Origin of the sequence: Pseudomonas sp. MTM4 (assembly GCF_019355055.1) — a bacterium.
Taxonomy (GTDB): Bacteria; Pseudomonadota; Gammaproteobacteria; order Pseudomonadales; family Pseudomonadaceae; genus Stutzerimonas.
The window spans coordinates 646,494-662,873 of the sequence record NZ_CP048411.1 but is presented as its reverse complement, the minus strand read 5'-3'; the positions used below and the strand labels follow the sequence as shown (position 1 = coordinate 662,873).

Genomic DNA, 16,380 nt, shown 5'->3' with positions numbered 1-16,380 from the left:
TGCAGGCACCACAGAGGTGGCGGCGATCAATTGGTGCGTAGTGATTGAAGGTAGCGGCGCAAGGCAAAGCCCAGAGATAGCACCGTCAGCGCGATGAAGAACCAGTCGATGGGGCCACGAACAAACACATCGAAACTGTTGCTGCTGATCAGCAGGGAACGACGGAAGTTGTCTTCCAGCATCGGCCCCAGGATGAAACCGATCAGAAACGGTGCTGAGGCGAATCCGGTACGGTTGAAAATGAAGCCGACCAGGCCGAACACCAGCATGACAGCGATATCGAAGGTGCTGTTGTTCACGGCGTAGGCGCCGTAGATGCAGAACATCAAAACGATGGGGAACAGGATCCGCTTGGGAACGTCGGCAATCCGGGAAAAATACCGGATCGCCAGCTTGCCGGTACCGAACAACACCACGGAGCTGAGCATGATGCCGCAGAACAGCGCGTAGATCAGATTCATGTTCTCTTGGAAAAGAATCGGTCCGGGAGTCAGTCCATGGATCATGAAAGCGCCGAGGATGATCGCGGTGATCACGTCGCCGGGGATTCCCAATGACAGCAGCGGAATCATGGTCGCGCCGGCAACCGCGTTGTTGCCCGCCTCGGCTGCGGCTACACCCTCGATTTCGCCCTTGCCGAAATTGTCCCTGTTGGGCGAATTGCGGCGTGCCTCCGAATAGGAGATGAACGAAGCGGCTGTCGCGCCAGTGCCCGGAATGGCACCGATGATCACACCGATGAAGCTGCCTCGAATGATGCTGCGCATGCTGCCTTTGAGCTCCTGCCAGGTCACGTCGGCACCCGCCACGGCGGTCTGGATGTGCTCCCGGGCCCGCGACAGATAGAACTCGAGAATCTCGGGAATGGCGAACAGACCAATCAACAGCGGGATGAAGTTGATGCGATCCATCAGATTGTAATTGTCGAAGGTCAGGCGCTCGGTACCGTAGACCGGATCCATGCCAACCAGCGCGAGGATCACCCCTAAAGCAGCGGCGACCAGCCCCTTCATCACCGAATCACCGGAAACGGAAATGATGATCGTCAGCGAGAAGCAGATCAGCCAGAAATACTCCGGCGGCCCGAAGTTCAGCGCCAGCTTGGCCAGGTAACCCGCCAGGAAGATCAGCGACAGATTGGAGATGAAGTCGGCGATACAGGACGCGTACAGCGCCATGGACAGTGCCTTCTTGGCTTCACCCTTCTGCGCCATCGGGTAACCGTCCAGCAGCGTGCTGGCAGACGCTGGCGAGCCCGGAGTGCGGATCAGAATGGCAGTGATCGATCCGCCATACATGCCGCCCTTGTAAATGCCGACCAGCAGCAGGATCGCGGTGACGGGCTCCATGCCGAAGGTGAACGGCAGCGCCAGGGCTACCGCCATGGTTGCGGTCAACCCGGGTATGGCTCCGATCACGACGCCAATCACCACGCCGACCGCGATCATCAGGATGTTTTCCACGCTCAGGAAAAGGCTGAGCACCTCAAGCATCTGGTCCATTTCATAATCTCATCAAGCGGGTACTCAATATCCCCAGAGCGAGCCGTAAGGCAGGGGAACATTCAGGCCATAGTCGAAGGCCAGGCAGATACCGATCGGCATCGCAACACCCAGCAGATAAATGCCAATGCGCCTGACCCCCATGGCTACGAACAGCAACATCGTGGCCAGCACGCCACAGACCGCCGCGCCCAGCAGCTCGAGCCCGAAGTAGTAAACGGCGAAGGCCAGCAACGGCAGCAGCCATTGATGGAGCGGCAAGTCGCGAAGTTTGGTGTATTTTTCTTCCCGCTCACGCTTCGGGCCAAATATCGTGCCGAGCACCAGACCGATACCAAGTAACAGAATCATCCAACCCATGATCTGAGGAAGGACCAGGGGCGACAGCAGCGGTGACTGAAGCCTGCGAGGCTCAACGATGTACGCTGGAACCAGATAAAACAGAAACGTAAGGGATGCCACGATGAGAACCAGACCGGCAGCTGCATCGACGCTGGCAAGCCTGGAGACTCTCTGGCGAATGGCGGTGTTTTTCATAATCCATCCAGATAGACAGAGGCGTCCCGCGCGGCGACGCCCCATGAAGCTGTTGAGGCTTATTCGCCGAGTCCGGCGGCTTCGACCAGATCAGCCCACTGCTTGATATCCCGCTCCACCATGGACTTGAACGCTTCCCCGGATTCCTTGCCGGCGACAGCGCCCAGCTGCGGTAGGAAATCCTCGAACGCCTGGCTTTGCATGACGTTTTGCACGCCGGCCTGCAGCTTGCCGTAGGCCTCGTCGGACATCGAGGCGCTCCCGATAAGACCGAACCAGGCGGAGGTGGCAAAGTCGGACAGCCCCGGCTCAACACCAACGGACTGCACGGTCGGCACGTCCGGCAGGAAGGGCGAAGGCTCGCTGGTGCTGACAGCCAGTACCCGCAGTTGCCCGGACTTGATCATCGGATAGACAGTTGGCAGGTTCTCGAACGAAAAGTCGACATCACCCGACAGCAGTGCCGGGAGCGCCTCGCCACTTCCACGGAACGGAACGTGGGTCATCTGTGACGCACCGATCTTGGCTTTGAACAGTTCACCCGACATATGGATGGAGCTGCCGATACCAGGCGAGCTGAAGGAGGTCTGCTCGGTCTTCGCGGCTTGCACGAACTCTTCGAAGGTCTGGAACTTGCTCTTGGCCGGTACGACGAGGACGTTAGGGATATCAATAATGTTCTGAATAAAGCGGAAGTCTTTTACCGGGTCATAGGCCAGGGGATAAAGACTCGCGCCAACAGTGTGCCCCGGGGACGCCATCAGCACGCGGTAATCGGCATCGCGCTTGGAAACCCGGGCCAGTTGCGCGGTGGCAACAGTGGTGCCGGCACCCGGGCGGTTCTCGACGATAACGTTCACACCCAGTTCCGTGCCCAGAAGGTCGGCCACCCGACGGGACAGGATATCCGTGGAGCCACCGGCGGCGTACGGAACGACCAGTGTGATGTTCTTGGACGGCCAATCGGCAGCCTGGGCGGCCGTACCGAGCAGCGGAAGCAACACGGCAGCGCTTGTCGCCACCAGCATTTTCATCAACTTGTTCATATTATCTCTCTTGTGGTTGCGTATTTGATGACCCGGCATGTCGCAACATGACCGGGCTTACGTCCAGCTCAGGCAGTGAGCCAGTACCGGTTACTGGATGGGTTACGTGAGTTGCTCGATGACCCCCTTGTCTTTCAGAACATCCAGCGCATCGGCTGAAAGCCCCAGGACGGATTTCAGAACCTGCTCCGTGTGCTCACCGAGCATCGGCGCAGGCCGCTTGTACTCGACCGGCGTGCCCGAGAGCTTCACCGGGCTCCCGACCATCCTGAAGTCCGGGTTCTTGGCGTGCGGGATATCGACCAGCATGTCGCGCGCCAGCACCTGCGGCTCAGCCAGGGCGCGGCCGATGTCGTTGATCACGCCGACTGGTACCTTCGCCGCATGGATCCGGGTGACCCAGTTGTCGGCGGTGTCCTTGAGGAAGTGCTCGGACAGCAGCCCGACGATGGCGTCGCGGTTGCGCACGCGGTCGGCGTTTTTGGTGAAGCGCGGGTCCCGCGGCAGTTCCGGCAGGCTGATGGCATCGCACAGGGCTACGAACTGAGTGTCGTTGCCACAGGCAATGATGAAATCCATGTCGCTGGCAGTGAACACCTGATATGGCACGATGTTGACGTGGGCGTTGCCCTGACGGCCCGGCGGTTTGCCGGTGCTCAGGTAGTTCTGGCTCTGGTTGCCCAGGGCGGCCACCTGCACATCCAGCAGCGCCATATCGCAGTGCTGGCCGCGACCAGTCTTTTCACGTGCCAGCAACGCCGCCTGAATGGCGATGGTGGAATACAGGCCGGTCATTACGTCCGCCACGGCCACGCCCACCTTCTGCGGGCCGGCACCCGGCACACCGTCCTTCTCGCCGGTGATGCTCATCAGACCGCCCATGCCCTGGATGACGAAGTCGTAGCCGGGCTCTTCGGCGCGCGGGCCGGTCAGACCGAAACCGGTGATCGAGCAGTAGACCAGACGCGGATTAAGCTTCGACAGGCTGTCGTAGTCCAGCCCGTACTTGGCCAGCGAGCCGGCCTTGTAGTTCTCGATCAGCACGTCGGAGGTGGCCGCCAGTGCTCGCACCAGCTCCTGACCTTCCGGCGTGGCGATGTTCACAGCCACCGACAGCTTGTTGCGGTTGGTGGACTGGTAATAGGACGCCTCGATGCTGTTCTCGCCATCCGGCGTTTTCATGTAAGGCGGGCCCCAGCCACGGGTGTCATCACCCACACGCGGCCGTTCGACCTTGATCACTTCGGCGCCAAGGTCGGCCAGCACTTGGCCGCACCAGGGGCCAGCCAATACACGACTCAGGTCGAGCACCCGAATCCCACTCAATGCACCCATGTCTCTTACCTTTTCAACACGGCCGGCACAAAACTCCGCCGACCTGGTTCAGATGAGCAAACAGCCTTCGCTCAGACGCGCTCGATGACCATGGCCAGGCCCTGGCCGACACCGATACACAAGCTGATGACCGCGTAGCGCTTGCCGCTGCGCTGCAATTCACGCGCGGTGGACAGTGCCAGGCGGGCTCCGGAAGCCCCCAGCGGATGACCCACGGCAATCGCGCCACCGTTCGGGTTGACGCGCGGGTCGTCGAACGCCACATCCAGGCCCTTCAGACAGCCCAGCACCTGCGAGGCGAAGGCTTCGTTGATTTCGATGATGTCCATATCGGTCAGGCTCAGGCCAGCACGGGCCAGTGCCTTGTTGATGGCTTCCACCGGTCCAACGCCCATGATGCGCGGCTCGACGCCGGCAACGGCGGCGGACAGGATGCGTGCCATTGGCTTGAGGCCGTGCTTCTCGCCAGCGGCCTGGCTGCCGATCAGCAGCGCGGCGGCACCGTCGTTCACGCCCGAGGCGTTACCCGCGGTGACCACGCCGTCTTCGAACAGCGGGCGCAGCTTGGTCAGTGCGGCCATGTCGGATTGCGGACGCGGATGCTCATCCTCGGCGATCACGCTCGGCGGGGTCTTGCGACCGGTCGGCACGCTCACCGGCAAGATCTCCTCGGCGAAGAAACCAGCCTGGCGGGCGGCTTCGAACTTGGCCTGTGAGGCAGCGGCAAAGGTGTCGGCCTCTTCACGGCTGATGCCAAACTCGAGGGCCACGTTGTCGCCAGTCTGCGGCATGCTGTCGTTGCCGAACTGCTCGATGATTTTCGGGTTCGGGAAGCGCGCGCCGATGGTGCTGTCGTACACCGTGAAGTCGCGGCTATAGGCCTTCTCGGCCTTGGCCATGACGAACGGGGCGCGCGACATGCTTTCCACGCCGCCTGCAACGAACAGTTCGCCTTCGTTGCAGGTGACGGCGCGTGCAGCATCGACGATCGCGGCCAGGCCACTGGCACACAGCCGGTTGACGGTCTGGCCGGGCACGGTGACCGGCAGGCCGGAGAGCAGCACGGCATGACGGGCGATGTTACGGCTGTCTTCACCGGCCTGGTTGGTGTTGCCGAGGATCAGGTCGTCGACGGCAGCCCCGTCAATGCCGGTGCGCGCAATCAGCTCGCGGATCACGTCGGCAATCAGATCATCCGGGCGAACCGGAGCCAGACCACCGCCATGGCGACCGAAGGGAGTACGCAGGCCAGCGTAGATGTAGGCGTTCAGCATGATGATACCTATATAGAAAAGGGTTATACGGCGGACGGCTCATCCAGGCGCAGCGACAGACCCAGCAGGGCACGGCGGCGCAGCCAGTGGCTCGGGCGGTAACGCGGGTCGCCGGTCACGTTCAACATGCGCTCGAGTATGGTCAGCAGGCGACGCGGACCGAGGCTGTCGCCCCAGGCCAGCGGACCCTGCGGGTAACCCAGGCCCAGACGCACGGCCTGATCAATGTCCTCGGGGCTGGCGATCCGCTGCTGAGCGATGTCGCAGGCCAGGTTGACCACCATGGCCAGCACGCGCTGCGCTACGAAACCGACGCTGTCGCGAATCACGGTAACGCCCACGCCATCGCGGGCGAACAGCGCATGGGCGGCAACGCGCATGTCCGGACGGGTAGCCGGTGTCATCATCAGCGTGCGATGGCGAGACAGATCGGTCAGCAGGTCCACGCACACCGTGCGCGCGGCATCCACGCCGAAACGATTGGTTGCGGTGGTGGCGTCATCGCCGTAGGGCGCAATCAGGCACAGCGCCTGCTCGGAAGGATGATCGCCCTCCTCCACCTGCGCACCCAGCGCATCGAGCAGCTCGACCAGCGTCTGCCGGTCGTCCGTGTTCTCGGTGGCGACCCACACCGGCGGCAATTGCTCAACACTCGGCACCGGTTGCGGTTGCGGCGCATCGACCATCTGGCCGTTCTGGTAGCGGTAGAACCCCTGCCCCACCTTGCGGCCCACGCGGCCGGCCACCAGCATCTGGCGGGTCAGCGGGGACGGCGTGTAGCGCGGGTCGTGGTAGAACTGGGTGTAGATGGATTCCATCACCGGATGGGAAACGTCCAGCGCGGTGAGGTCGAACAGCTCCAGCGGGCCCATGCGGAAACCGGCGCCCTCGCGCAGGATGCGGTCCACGTCGCCTTGCAGGGCGACACCTTCGCCGAGGATCTTCAGGGCTTCGGTGCCGTAGGCACGACCCGCATGATTGACGATGAAGCCTGGAGTGTCCTTGGCGCGGACACCGGTGTGGCCCATGCGCTTGGCCAGGTCCAACAGGGCATCGCTGACGGCCGGATCGGTGGCGATTCCGTCGATGACTTCGACCACCTTCATCAACGGAACAGGGTTGAAGAAGTGAAAGCCGGCGACGCGCTGCGGATGCTGACAGGCGGTGGCGATGGCGCTCACCGAGAGCGACGAGGTGTTGGTCGCCAGGATGCATTCGGCGTCAACGATGCCTTCCAACTGGGTCAGCAGGCCGCGCTTGGCATCCAGGTTCTCGATGATGGCTTCCACCACCATGTCGCAACCGGCAAGTTCCTCGATGGCGGCGACCGGCTTGAGCAGCGCCATGGCAGCGTCGGCGGAGGCCTCGGTGATCTTGCCCTTGGCCACCAGTTTGCCGAGGGTGGCCGCGAGATTGTCGCACGCGGTCAAGGCGGCGCCTTCACGGGCATCGTACAGACGCACTTGCACGCCAGCCTGCGCCGCGATCTGGGCGATGCCGGCGCCCATTACGCCGGTGCCGACCAGCCCCATGATGTTGATCGAGCGAGCCATGCCTATTCTCCGCGGTAGGTGGGTTTGCGCTTTTCGAAAAAGGCGGCGGCGCCTTCCTTCTGATCAGCGGAATCGAACAGTAGCTGGAATGCCTTGCGCTCAAGGGTCAGCGCGCTGTCCAGTGGCAGATCGGCGCCGGCCAGCATCACTTCCTTGATTTGTTGCACAGCCAGTGGCGGTAGCGCGGCGATTTCGCTGGCCAGGGCCAAGGCTCGCGAAAGGGTCTGATCGTCCGGCACCACTTCGCTAATCATTCCGATGGCCAACGCCTCGGGCGCCTTGACCATGCAGCCGGTCAGCGCGATGCGCATGGCCTGGAATTTGCCTACCGCGCGAATCAAACGCTGAGTGCCGCCGGCACCGGGCATTAAACCGAGTTTGACTTCCGGCTGGGCGAAACGGGCCGACTCCCCGGCCACGATGATGTCGCAGTGCATCGCCAGCTCGCAGCCGCCACCCAGGGCGAAGCCGTTAACAGCGGCGATGACCGGCTTCGGGCAGCGGGCAATCGGATCCCATAGCAGCTCGGTATGACGACCATACATCTCGATCGGCGAGGCGCTGGCAAACTCCTTGATATCCGCACCTGCGACGAAGAACTGCTCACCACCGGTAAGCACGACGGCGCGAATGTCGTCACGCCGGGCGAGCGTGCGGAAGTGCTCAGCCAACTGATGACGCACGCTCGCATTGAGCGCGTTCTTCGCTTCGGGACGGCTGATACGCACGACGGCCACACCGTCGTGGGGATACTCCAGCAGCACGACTGGATCGTTAGGTTGGCTCATCTCTGCTCCACTGTGATCATACAGATATGTCTGCTATGCGAAACTGCATTTCGCTTTTCCGTGGGGCGATAGGTTTTAACGTTGTTTTATTGAATTGTCACCCCCTAGGCATACGACTTTGGTCGGAAGATATGGCATTGGCAGAGGCCACATACGGAAAATAATTCAAAATTGAAAGCAGCGCTTGCTGAATGTCCGCTACGCGGAATACAATTTCGAAAAGCTTGATTTTATAAAAAAAGAGGCTCTACCATGCAACGCAAGATCAAGGATCGCTCCTCGGATCAAGGCGCGCTTTCGGAGACCGAACGGGTCCTGCTCGATCCGATATCGGCGCTCGAAGATGAGGAAAAGGATCGCCAGTTCGTGACTGCGCTGGCGCGCGGCCTGGAGTTGCTTCGCTGTTTCAGCCCACGCGAAAGCGTGCTGAGCAATCAGGAGCTGGCCCGCAAGGCCAATCTGCCCCGGCCGACCGTCAGCCGTCTGACTTACACGCTGACGCGCCTGGGTTATTTAAAGCAACTGCCCCAAGGCAAGTATCAGCTGGACGTAGGTGTGATGTCGTTTGGCTACGGGATGCTCTCCAACCTGTCGATTAGGGCGGTGGCGCACCCTCTAATGGAACAGATGGCCAACCACGCAAATGCGGCGGTGGCGATGGCGGCCCGGGACCGGCTGCAGATGGTTTACCTGGACGTGGTGCACGGTCAGGGGAACCTCACGATGCGACGTCAGGTGGGCACCCATCTACCGATGCATCTGAGCGCTGCGGGACGTGCGTGCCTGGCTGGTTTGCCGGAAAACGAGTGCGATTTTCTACTTGACCACATTCGCACCCGACACGCCGAGGACTGGCCCAAGCTCCGCAAAGGCCTGGAAAAGGCCTTCCGGGACTACGCTGACTACGGCTACTGCCTGTCGATCGGCGAGTGGAGCCGGGATGTGAACGCAGTTGCCGTGCCCATGACGCATGCGCAGCACGGCCTGTTGGCATTCAATTGCGGAGGCCCGAGTTTTCAGCTCTCGCGCGAAAAGCTGGAAGAGGACATCGGGCCGCGGCTGGTCCATATGGTTAGCAACATCGAGGCGAGCACCCGTTGATGCCGAAGCGGGTCGAGCCTCTTCTATATGACTGGTCCGACCATCGGACCCTCGAGGAGTAACGCATGATCCGCGATCCGGAAACGCTGCAAATCCTGCTGGATTCCATCCGCCAGTTCGTCAACGAAGCGCTGATCCCGCGCGAAAACGAAGTTGCCGAAACCGATTCGATGCCGGAGGACATCGTCGAGCAGATGAAGGAAATGGGCCTGTTCGGCCTGACCATTCCCGAGGATTTCGGGGGGCTGGGCGTGTCCATGGAAGAGGAAGTGAACATTGCTTTCGAACTGGGCCGCACGTCCCCAGCGTTCCGCTCCTACATCGGCACCAACAACGGCATTGGCTCCATCGGCATCCTGCTCGACGGTACAGACGAGCAGAAAGCCAAGTACCTGCCCAAGCTGGCCGCTGGCGACTTTCTCAGCGCCTTCTGCCTAACCGAGCCGGACTCCGGCTCCGACGCCGCCTCCCTGAAGACCACCGCCGTTCGCGACGGTGACTTCTATGTCATTAACGGTACCAAGCGCTTTATCACCAATGCGCCTCATGCCGGCATCTTCACCGTAATGGCTCGTACCAACCGCGAAATCAAAGGCGCCGGTGGCATCAGTTCGTTCATCGTCGAAGCCAACATCGCAGGCGTCACGGTCGGCAAGAGGGATCACAAGATGGGCCAAAAAGGCGCCCACACCGCCGATGTGATTTTCGAGAACGTCCGCGTGCCGGCCGAAAATCTGATCGGTGGCAAGGAAGGCGTCGGCTTCAAGACCGCCATGAAGGTGCTGGACAAAGGCCGTCTGCACATCGCCGCGCTCTCCGTGGGCGCCGCCGAGCGCATGCTCGCCGACTCTCTGCAGTACGCCATCGAGCGCAAGCAGTTCGGCCAGCCCATCGCCGAATTCCAGCTGATCCAGGCCATGCTGGCCGACAGCAAGGCCGAAATTTACGCCGCCCGCTGCATGGTGCTGGACGCCGCTCGCAAGCGCGACGAAGGCCTGAACGTCAGCACGGAAGCTTCCTGCGCCAAGATGTTCGCCACCGAGATGTGCGGCCGCGTGGCCGACCGAGGCGTGCAGATCCACGGTGGTGCGGGCTACGTCAGCGAATATGCCATCGAGCGCTTCTACCGCGACGTGCGCCTGTTCCGTCTGTACGAGGGCACGACCCAGATCCAGCAGATAATCATCGCCCGCAACATGATCCGCGAAGCACAGCGTTAACGCAGTGCAAGGGAACGTCGAGCGTGCTCCGGAGCGCTCTTGGGTTATCGAGAAATCGTCGACAACCAAGAGCTCCCCGCTTGAGAACAGCTGATCACAGCTGTGTCTGCGACGGCGGGTCTCGCCCCTGTCCCTGAAACGCCGCAAGAAAGGCTTTCAAAGCGGATGAGTTACTTTCCGGATGCCAGGCCAGAGCTAGCTCGAGCAGTGGCGTCTCTTCAACCAGCGGTATGGCTGTCGCACCGTGCGGGAGAGAGCGGAAATAGGTTCCGGGGTTCGCTGAACTGCGGCTTCGGTTAGTTCATGCATGGCATGGGAGCCGCCGCGCGACGAGGGATGCTTTAGCAGGCTGATCCGGTAACGAAGATTGTCTTCGTCCACCGCAGTTCACCGACCTTAACGAAAACCGTTAGCGGGGCACGTTCTGTACTGCCTCGATCAGTCAACGATCTCAAAGCCCAAGTCAGCTATGCGAACTCGCTCGGCTGGCTTCAATGCTTTGACCCCCCATATGAGTACATGGCGGGGCCTGGAGCTGGCGACGTATGCAAATCGTGCAGCTTCGGAAAGCGGATCTTGTAGCCAATCCTTCCAGTTTCCCTGGGAGCCAGCCTTGAGTGAAGAGACAAGCACTGTAGCGTCGTGGGATTCGCCCTTAACCTGATGAATGGTGGCGAACCGATAGCTTGAAATGGGTCGTTGCCGTCCGTGAAATAACAATTCGGAGAGAGCTTCAGTTCCCTTACCTGATGGAGCCGACAGATTCACGCCTCTAAGACCCTTTAGCAGCGGCAAAATAGATTGCGGCACGAACGGTTGATCAGGGAGCGTCTGTATCGCTCGCTTTGTCAGAACCGCCCACTCCTTCCAAGTGAGGTCAAAATTCGAGGCACCGCAACCGCTCAGGAACTTGAGGCATCTGAAAATGAATTGGCGCCATTCCAGTTTGGATTCGACCTCTATGGGGCATGAGAGGCTACCCGGCGAAATCTCAAGGCACAGCTTGGAAGCAAGCCATCCAGCAAAAGATTTAAGCGCCTGTCGAACCTCCTCAAGATCACGGCTCTCAATCAAGACGCACGACAAGGCCAATTCTTCTACGGGAGCAAGTTCAGGTGTTCCGCCGCGGGTGAAGCGCTGGAGCGTTCCGTGCCCCCGAGCAACAATCACGACGTTTCGGTAGTCATGAGTAAGCTCGGCAATCTTCGGAGTGAGCTCCGATGGGCATTTCTTGTATTGAATGAGCAGGGGCTTCAAGGGCTCGATATCTGGGTTCCCCACGGTTCTTGCGACGCGTAGCAGGTCACTACAGAAATCTACGATTGCTTGGCCGCTTCTCCAGTTGGCTGTCAATGCGTACTCAGTGAAATTGAGTTCATCAAGCAATCTGCGGACTCTGGCAGGATCTGACTTTCGGAATCCGTAGATGGACTGGTTCAGATCACCCACAAAGTGGAATTTCATGCCTCTTTGGGCCAGCTGCCGGATAATTGATAGCTGCTCAGCAGACAAGTCTTGGCACTCGTCAATGATAACGACAGGGAACCTACGAACCACCTTCGCGAAATAGTCTTTGAACTCGGCGTCTCTCAAGGCCATGAGCGCAAGCATGTCTATATCGCGGTACGTAGCAAATCCCCCACGCCAGAATTTCTTCTTGGTCTCGGTTAAGTCAGCAATGATTTCGGGGGTTTGTTTAACGGAGTTCAGCTTGGCGTCGGTCAATTCGCCAGTCGTGAAAACGAAACGCTTGGTCTCCATGTCATAGTCGTACTTGCAGGCAGAGATTTTCCTCCCACGGATCCTGGTGCGGGTCAGGTAAATGTTGGAGCTGTTATCGAGTAGTCGGATACGGTGATCGCCATCTCGGCCCGGATACCCTGTCAGATGGGTAGCGATATTACCTACGACCTGGTTCAGCAGAAAACTGTCAAACGTTGATACGCAGTGAGGATGAGGTAGCGGATCGCCCATGTGTTCATGAAGCCGTTCCTTCAACTCATCGGTCGCGCTATTGCAAAAGGTCAGGACCGCAATACCCGCTGGATACCACTGCCATTCTCGAGTGGCTTTCGCAATCATTGCGGCGACTACTTCCGTTTTCCCACTCCCAGGACATGCTCGTAGCCAAACATGCTCACCTAGCGCTGCATCGATATAGGCCTGTTGCTCAGGGGTGAGAAACGTCACTAGCGTTCCTCTAGCGTGAGCTCACACGCCCACAGAATGGCATCACGGATGTAGTCAGGCACTAGGAAGTCGCCCACCAAGTCCGTCGCCAGATAATCTGCCAAGATCTGCGCGTAAAGCCCCTTGCCCATATCATCGGAGTCGACGCGTTGTAAGAACTTCCACGCGTATTTCGCCCGCTCAGAATTCTCCATCTCTGCAAACTTGAGCTCCGAGCTGGCATTCAGCTCCTTTTGCACTGCCCCCTGGGTAGGCCATTTGCTGGATGCAACAGCAAACATTCCGGCTAGGTTGTTCCCCTGAAGTGCGAGGTCATACTCGAATGTCTTGAAGCTTCCTGCAAAAAGTCTCCCATGCTCAGATTGCTTAATTAGTGGAACCAGTTTGAGCGCGTGATTTTCTCCAGCCATGTAGCTATCGGCGTGCGGAAGGTAAGGGACAGCAACTTTCTTACCCTCCCCATGCTCGACGGTTTCTACTGATTTCGGCGGGTCGTTATCCGTGAGACCTGCGCATCGAACCGGAATATTTAGACTCTTCCGTTTCCCGTCGACATCGCAGAAAAGCTGCATGAAGTGGTTGAAGTAGATGCCGTTCAGGTTGATCACCGAGACGCCGAAGTCCTCTAGAGAGTTGCGCCCTTTCCCATATTTTTGTAGGACAATCCGCGCAAGCTCAGGAACAACAATGGCCTCAGCGATTCCTTCGACAAGGATCACCCCCCTCGAAAAAAGCAGATTGGATTTGGTTACGTCCAGCCAGCGGTCGATGAAGCTCCTGCTAGTATCTGAGAGACCACAGCTGCGCAATGGTACCGCTACCGGAGCATCCTTCCGTGACAGGTGAATGATGTTGTCCACCGATACAGCAGAGGATATGACAGTCGAGTGGGTGGTAACGATGACCTGGATTCCTTTCTGCTCAGCGACCGTTTTCAGGTGCCTGAGCAGGCGAATTTGAAGCTGCGGATGCAGGTGTGCCTCCGGCTCTTCGATCAGCAAAAGCCGTAAATAAGTCTCTTCACCGCGGTCCTCGTCCACCTCAAGGATCAGCTCGGCCAAGATCGAAGCGATGTACAACAGGTTGTTGTAACCCAAGCTATTTTCTTCAAGCGATCTGAATTGGGTCGGTTCCGCAGCACTCAGGTCGGGGTAATACAGGAGCCTCAGACCTTCCACGATTTTGGAAAAATTGACGTCTGAAAATTGAATAAGGGTTCCCTGCGATAAGTTCATCCCCAGCGCTTCCTTGAGGTTGTCTCCTATTCGCTGATTTGCCTGCTTGATGGCGTACTCATCGCTATCGGAAAGCTCGTTGTTAAAGGCGCCAACACGCTGCTCCAATGGATGGGCAGTGCCTGCCTTTCTGCAATCGTTCAGCTCCTTACGACACAGCGCCTTTAATAGGCGCGCAAGACGCGATTGCCGCCCCTCACGAAGCTTTATCTCAGCATCACGTAGTGGTGGTAGGTAGATGCAGTGGATCAAGTCGAGCGTTTCTGGGTCTACCGGCTTCACACGTTGGTGACCGCCCCAGATCAGATGCCGGTAACGGCCCCGGGATTCGCGATTAGTTGCATTGAGGGTGAGTTTGGCTTCCGGCTCCTTGCCGCACCAATCTATGAAAGCAGTGCTTTCATCCTGATTCAGCTCGCTGAAGGTTGCCTCAATGCGGATGCTCTCGGCAGGAAGAGAGGCATGGTCAAACCCGCGATAAAAGTCTCGCTCGTTGATAGAGCGCTTGCCTGACTCCGAGTCATTAAACAACTGACGAATTGCACTGATTACGCCTGTCTTACCGGCTCCGTTCTCCCCGACAAGAACGTTCAGTCCGTTGTGAAATTCGATAGAGAAACCAGTGTTGAAGCACTTAAACCCATCGATCTCTAGCGCACGCAGAAACATGAGAGTCCCTTCTTAATAGAGGCAAGCTGAGGTAGGCGACCGAACAAAAACGGTCGTAGGCGACAGGCCGCTATTGGTCGAAAGCGGGTTGCCCGCGCCACGGAAGCCCGCCTCTTGAACCAAGTCAATTACCCAGGAGCGCGATAGCATAACGACATCATGACTGGTGTACCATTGCCTGGCATCAAAGGGAAGGACGCTGAGATGGAACTATTGCTGGTCATTGTCGCAGTCGCGACATTCGTATTGCTGGTCAAGCACACCAAAGCTAAGGGCCGCATTTCCGAGCTGACGCTTAACGTCAAGGCTCGCCAGAACGAGATCGAGGATCTCGAGCGTGAGGTTGCGCGACTGCGAGGCGATTTACAGACGCAGCTCGAGGAGCTGCAGCGCTTCAAGCCCATCCAGGACGTCGAAGCTGAAGCTAAGCGCCTGCGAATCGAAGCCGAAGCGCAACGGAAAGATCTGGTCCAAGGTGCCCGCAATCGCTTTGAAAAGGCCGAGGAAAAGCTCCGGTCCGCCCTGGCGGAAGCCGACTGGATCGTGGCCATGGCGAACGAACGGGCACAGGAAGTCGCGGGCGATGCCTACGCCGCGATGGGCAAGGCCAAGGAGCTGACCGAAGCGGCTCAGGCAATGAAGAATCTCATCGAGGGGTACGGCGACGCTTACATCGTGCCCACCTACAACCTGCTCGATGATTTGGCTGAGGAGTTCGGCTTCACGGAGGCCGGGAAGGAGCTGAAACAGGCCCGGGAGTCTTCCCGGCTCATGGTCAAGCTCGGCCGTTCGGCCGCCTGCGATTACGTCGAGGCCAACCGGCGAGAGATTGCCATTCGCTTCGTCACCGACGCCTTCAATGGCAAGGTGGACTCGATTCTTTCGCGAACCAAGACCGACAACCACGGCAGGCTGGAACAGGAAATCCGCGATGCCTTTGCTCTGGTGAACCACAACGGCTCCCCTTTCCGTAATGCCCGCATCACCGAGGAATACCTCAAGGCCCGGCTGGAGGAGCTGAAGTGGGCCGTGACCGCGCGTGCCTTGAAGGAACGCGAGCGCGAGGAGCAACGCCAGCTGCGCGAACAGATGCGCGAACAGATGCGCGAGGAAGAAAAAGCACGCCGTGAGTACGAGCGGGCCATCAAGGAAGCGGCCAAGGAAGAAACCACCCTGCGCAAGGCCATGGAGAAGGCACAGCAGCAGGTCGCCGTGGCCAACGAAGCCCAGCGCGCGGAGTTCGAGGCGCTGCTGGCGGCGCTGCAGGAGCAACTCAAGGCCGCCGAGGAAAAGAACCAGCGCGCCCTTTCCATGGCTCAGCAGACCCGGGCCGGCCATGTCTACGTCATTTCCAACATTGGTTCCTTTGGTGAAGAGGTGTTCAAGATCGGCATGACACGCCGGCTTGAGCCGCTAGACCGTATCTGCGAGCTGGGCGATGCGAGTGTGCCCTTCGAATTCGACGTGCACGCCATGATTTTCAGCGACGATGCACCGGGGCTGGAGAAGCAGCTGCACCGGCATTTTCTGCGCCAGCAGATCAATAAGGTCAACCCGCGCAAGGAGTTCTTCCGGCTGGAGCTTGCCGAGATTCGCCACGAGCTCGAAACGCTCGGCGTCGAGACCCACTGGACCATGAGCGCCGTCGCCCACGAGTTCCGCGAAACGCTGCGCATCGAGCAGCAGATCCAGGACAACCCGGCGATCGCGGAGGAATGGACGCGCCACCAAATTGATGAGGGGGACACGTTGGATGTGGTCGAGGAAGAAGAAGCGCTGATTTAGGAATGACAGACGAACCCACGAGATGCTGCCCTGCCCCTTCCTGCTCGACGGTATCAAGAAACGCGTCCGCGAGGGAGTGTAACGCCGACCAGAAACATACGATCGGGTTGGCCCGCTTTACCCAGGATGACTGTTAGCTCGAGGA

At 59.3% G+C, this 16,380-nt stretch carries 12 protein-coding genes; 3 read left to right on the top strand and 9 right to left on the bottom strand.

The window, feature by feature from the left end; translation table 11 throughout:
- Positions 1-26: 26 nt before the first annotated feature.
- The 7 genes from GYM54_RS03010 to GYM54_RS02980 form a co-directional block, all read right to left on the bottom strand.
- On the bottom strand, positions 27-1,502 hold the full coding sequence (locus tag GYM54_RS03010; RefSeq protein ID WP_197445023.1) for a tripartite tricarboxylate transporter permease: 1,476 nt from the start codon (positions 1,500-1,502) through the stop codon (positions 27-29).
- Positions 1,503-1,526: 24 nt separating this feature from the next.
- Positions 1,527-2,039, bottom strand: a complete 513-nt coding sequence (locus GYM54_RS03005; protein ID WP_197092455.1) for a tripartite tricarboxylate transporter TctB family protein — start codon at positions 2,037-2,039, stop codon at positions 1,527-1,529.
- Positions 2,040-2,098: 59 nt separating this feature from the next.
- Positions 2,099-3,085: a tripartite tricarboxylate transporter substrate binding protein gene (locus GYM54_RS03000; protein ID WP_125020930.1), complete on the bottom strand. Its 987-nt coding sequence runs from the start codon at positions 3,083-3,085 to the stop codon at positions 2,099-2,101.
- Between the two features lie 102 nt (positions 3,086-3,187).
- Positions 3,188-4,420: a CaiB/BaiF CoA-transferase family protein gene (locus tag GYM54_RS02995; RefSeq protein ID WP_128121815.1), complete on the bottom strand. Its 1,233-nt coding sequence runs from the start codon at positions 4,418-4,420 to the stop codon at positions 3,188-3,190.
- Between the two features lie 71 nt (positions 4,421-4,491).
- On the bottom strand, positions 4,492-5,694 hold the full coding sequence (locus GYM54_RS02990) for a 3-oxoadipyl-CoA thiolase (RefSeq protein WP_125020928.1): 1,203 nt from the start codon (positions 5,692-5,694) through the stop codon (positions 4,492-4,494).
- 23 nt (positions 5,695-5,717) lie between these two features.
- Positions 5,718-7,247 carry a 3-hydroxyacyl-CoA dehydrogenase gene (locus GYM54_RS02985; protein ID WP_125020927.1) on the bottom strand — a complete coding sequence of 510 codons (1,530 nt, stop codon included), beginning with the start codon at positions 7,245-7,247 and terminating at the stop codon, positions 5,718-5,720.
- Between the two features lie 2 nt (positions 7,248-7,249).
- The gene (locus tag GYM54_RS02980; protein ID WP_197445022.1) at positions 7,250-8,035 is read right to left on the bottom strand and encodes an enoyl-CoA hydratase; all 786 of its coding nucleotides are present in this window, start codon (positions 8,033-8,035) and stop codon (positions 7,250-7,252) included.
- Between the two features lie 252 nt (positions 8,036-8,287).
- Between GYM54_RS02980 and GYM54_RS02975 the strand changes: the two genes are divergently transcribed.
- Both GYM54_RS02975 and GYM54_RS02970 read left to right on the top strand, forming a co-directional pair.
- Positions 8,288-9,136, top strand: coding sequence for an IclR family transcriptional regulator (locus tag GYM54_RS02975; RefSeq protein ID WP_197445021.1), 849 nt, complete (start codon positions 8,288-8,290; stop codon positions 9,134-9,136).
- A 65-nt stretch (positions 9,137-9,201) separates the two neighbouring features.
- Complete coding sequence (locus tag GYM54_RS02970; protein WP_197445020.1) at positions 9,202-10,356, top strand: acyl-CoA dehydrogenase family protein; 1,155 nt, start codon at positions 9,202-9,204, stop codon at positions 10,354-10,356.
- Positions 10,357-10,794: 438 nt separating this feature from the next.
- Here GYM54_RS02970 and GYM54_RS02965 read toward each other — a convergent pair whose 3' ends face one another.
- Together GYM54_RS02965 and GYM54_RS02960 are read right to left on the bottom strand one after the other, a co-directional pair.
- A complete protein-coding gene (locus GYM54_RS02965; protein WP_197445019.1) occupies positions 10,795-12,546 on the bottom strand; it encodes a UvrD-helicase domain-containing protein in 1,752 nt (583 codons plus the stop codon).
- Positions 12,546-14,450 (bottom strand): AAA family ATPase, encoded by a 1,905-nt coding sequence (locus GYM54_RS02960; protein WP_197445018.1) that lies wholly within the window; start codon positions 14,448-14,450, stop codon positions 12,546-12,548. Before GYM54_RS02960 ends, GYM54_RS02965 begins: the two co-directional genes overlap by 1 nt.
- Positions 14,451-14,654: 204 nt before the next feature.
- Here GYM54_RS02960 and GYM54_RS02955 point away from each other — a divergent pair, with 204 nt between their 5' ends.
- On the top strand, positions 14,655-16,235 hold the full coding sequence (locus GYM54_RS02955; RefSeq protein ID WP_197445017.1) for a DUF4041 domain-containing protein: 1,581 nt from the start codon (positions 14,655-14,657) through the stop codon (positions 16,233-16,235).
- The last annotated feature ends 145 nt before the right edge of the window (positions 16,236-16,380 follow it).